This window comes from Okeania sp. SIO2F5 (assembly GCF_010692685.1).
Taxonomy (GTDB): Bacteria; Cyanobacteriota; Cyanobacteriia; order Cyanobacteriales; family Microcoleaceae; genus Okeania; species Okeania hirsuta.
This window is the reverse complement of sequence record NZ_JAAHGU010000316.1, coordinates 1-1,233: the sequence shown is the minus strand read 5'-3', so window position 1 is coordinate 1,233 and position 1,233 is coordinate 1. Positions and strand designations below refer to the sequence as shown.

1 pseudogene is annotated in these 1,233 nt (G+C 41.7%); it reads left to right on the top strand.

Features of this window, described 5'->3' with window-relative positions:
- Nucleotides 1-21: 21 nt before the first annotated feature.
- A pseudogene (locus F6K27_RS33260) lies at nucleotides 22-1,189 on the top strand (IS630 family transposase).
- Nucleotides 1,190-1,233: the final 44 nt, after the last annotated feature.

The following is a 1,233-nucleotide window of genomic DNA, read 5'->3' as shown; positions in this document are numbered from 1 at the left end:
CAATACAATGGAGGATATATTATCGGAAGAGGTCGGCGAGATCAAGTTTATCTGACCATAGAACAGAAAGATAATCTAGAAAAAATCGCTAGAAATGGCCATGCACCAGCTAAAAAAATTCTACACGCTCGAATTCTGCTCATGTGTGATGAAGCCGTTACAACCAAAAGAGTCTGGAGTGATGAAGAGATAGCTGAAGCTTTAAATATACATAGAAACACAGTGGGACGGGTTCGCCACAGATTCCTGACAAAAGGGGAAAAACCTGCCCTCAATCGAAAGCTTGGTACATCTCCACCCTCCCCTCGAAAAGTAGATGGAGCAACTGAAGCCCAAATTATTGCCCTGTGTTGTTCTGACCCACCGGAAGGCAGAGGCAATTGGACAATCAGATTATTAACATCAGAACTCAAAAAACGTACAATGGTCACCGAAATTTCCCGTGAAACTGTTCGTCGAACTTTAAAAAAAACCAGTTACGACCTTGGAAAACTCAGAGGTTCTGTATCTCTGTATCCCGGAACGGGATTTAGCCAGATTTGTGGCCCAAATGGAAGTGATTTTAGACCTTTATTGTCAGGTACATTCAGATGATGAACCCTTAATTACAATGGATGAAGCATCTATACAACTGCAAGGACATCTTGATCCACCCATAGAAATGAAACCTGATCAAGACAAAAAACAGGACTATCATTATACTCGTGAAGGAGTACAAGCTTTGTTCATGTTTTTTGACCCTAATCAAGGATGGCGAAGGGTGAGCAATCGGGATAGTCGTACTCGTCTTGATTGGGCAGATGAAGTTCGTCAACTTCTAGATGTAGATTATCCACAATCTCAAAAAATTAAGTTAGTTTGCGATCATCTCAACACTCATAACATTGCTTCATACAACGAAGCCTTTCCGGCTCCCGAACCCCACCGTCTAGCTAGACGCCTAGAAATCTATCATACTCCCCGTAATGGCAGTTGGTTAAATCTAGCAGAGATTGAATTGAGTATTTTAAGTAAACAATGTTTAGACAGACGCATTCCTACTACTGAGAGGTTACAGCAAGAGTTATCAGCATGGAATCAAGAGCGCAATCAAACTGCTAACAAGGTGATTTGGCATTTCTCGACGGACGATGCCAGAGTCAAACTCCAACATCTTTATCCTGTATTTGAAACTTCCAAAAGTTCATAAATAGGCTGTTTTGGGCTGTCTGTTGAAGAGCGAGCGCCTGTTTT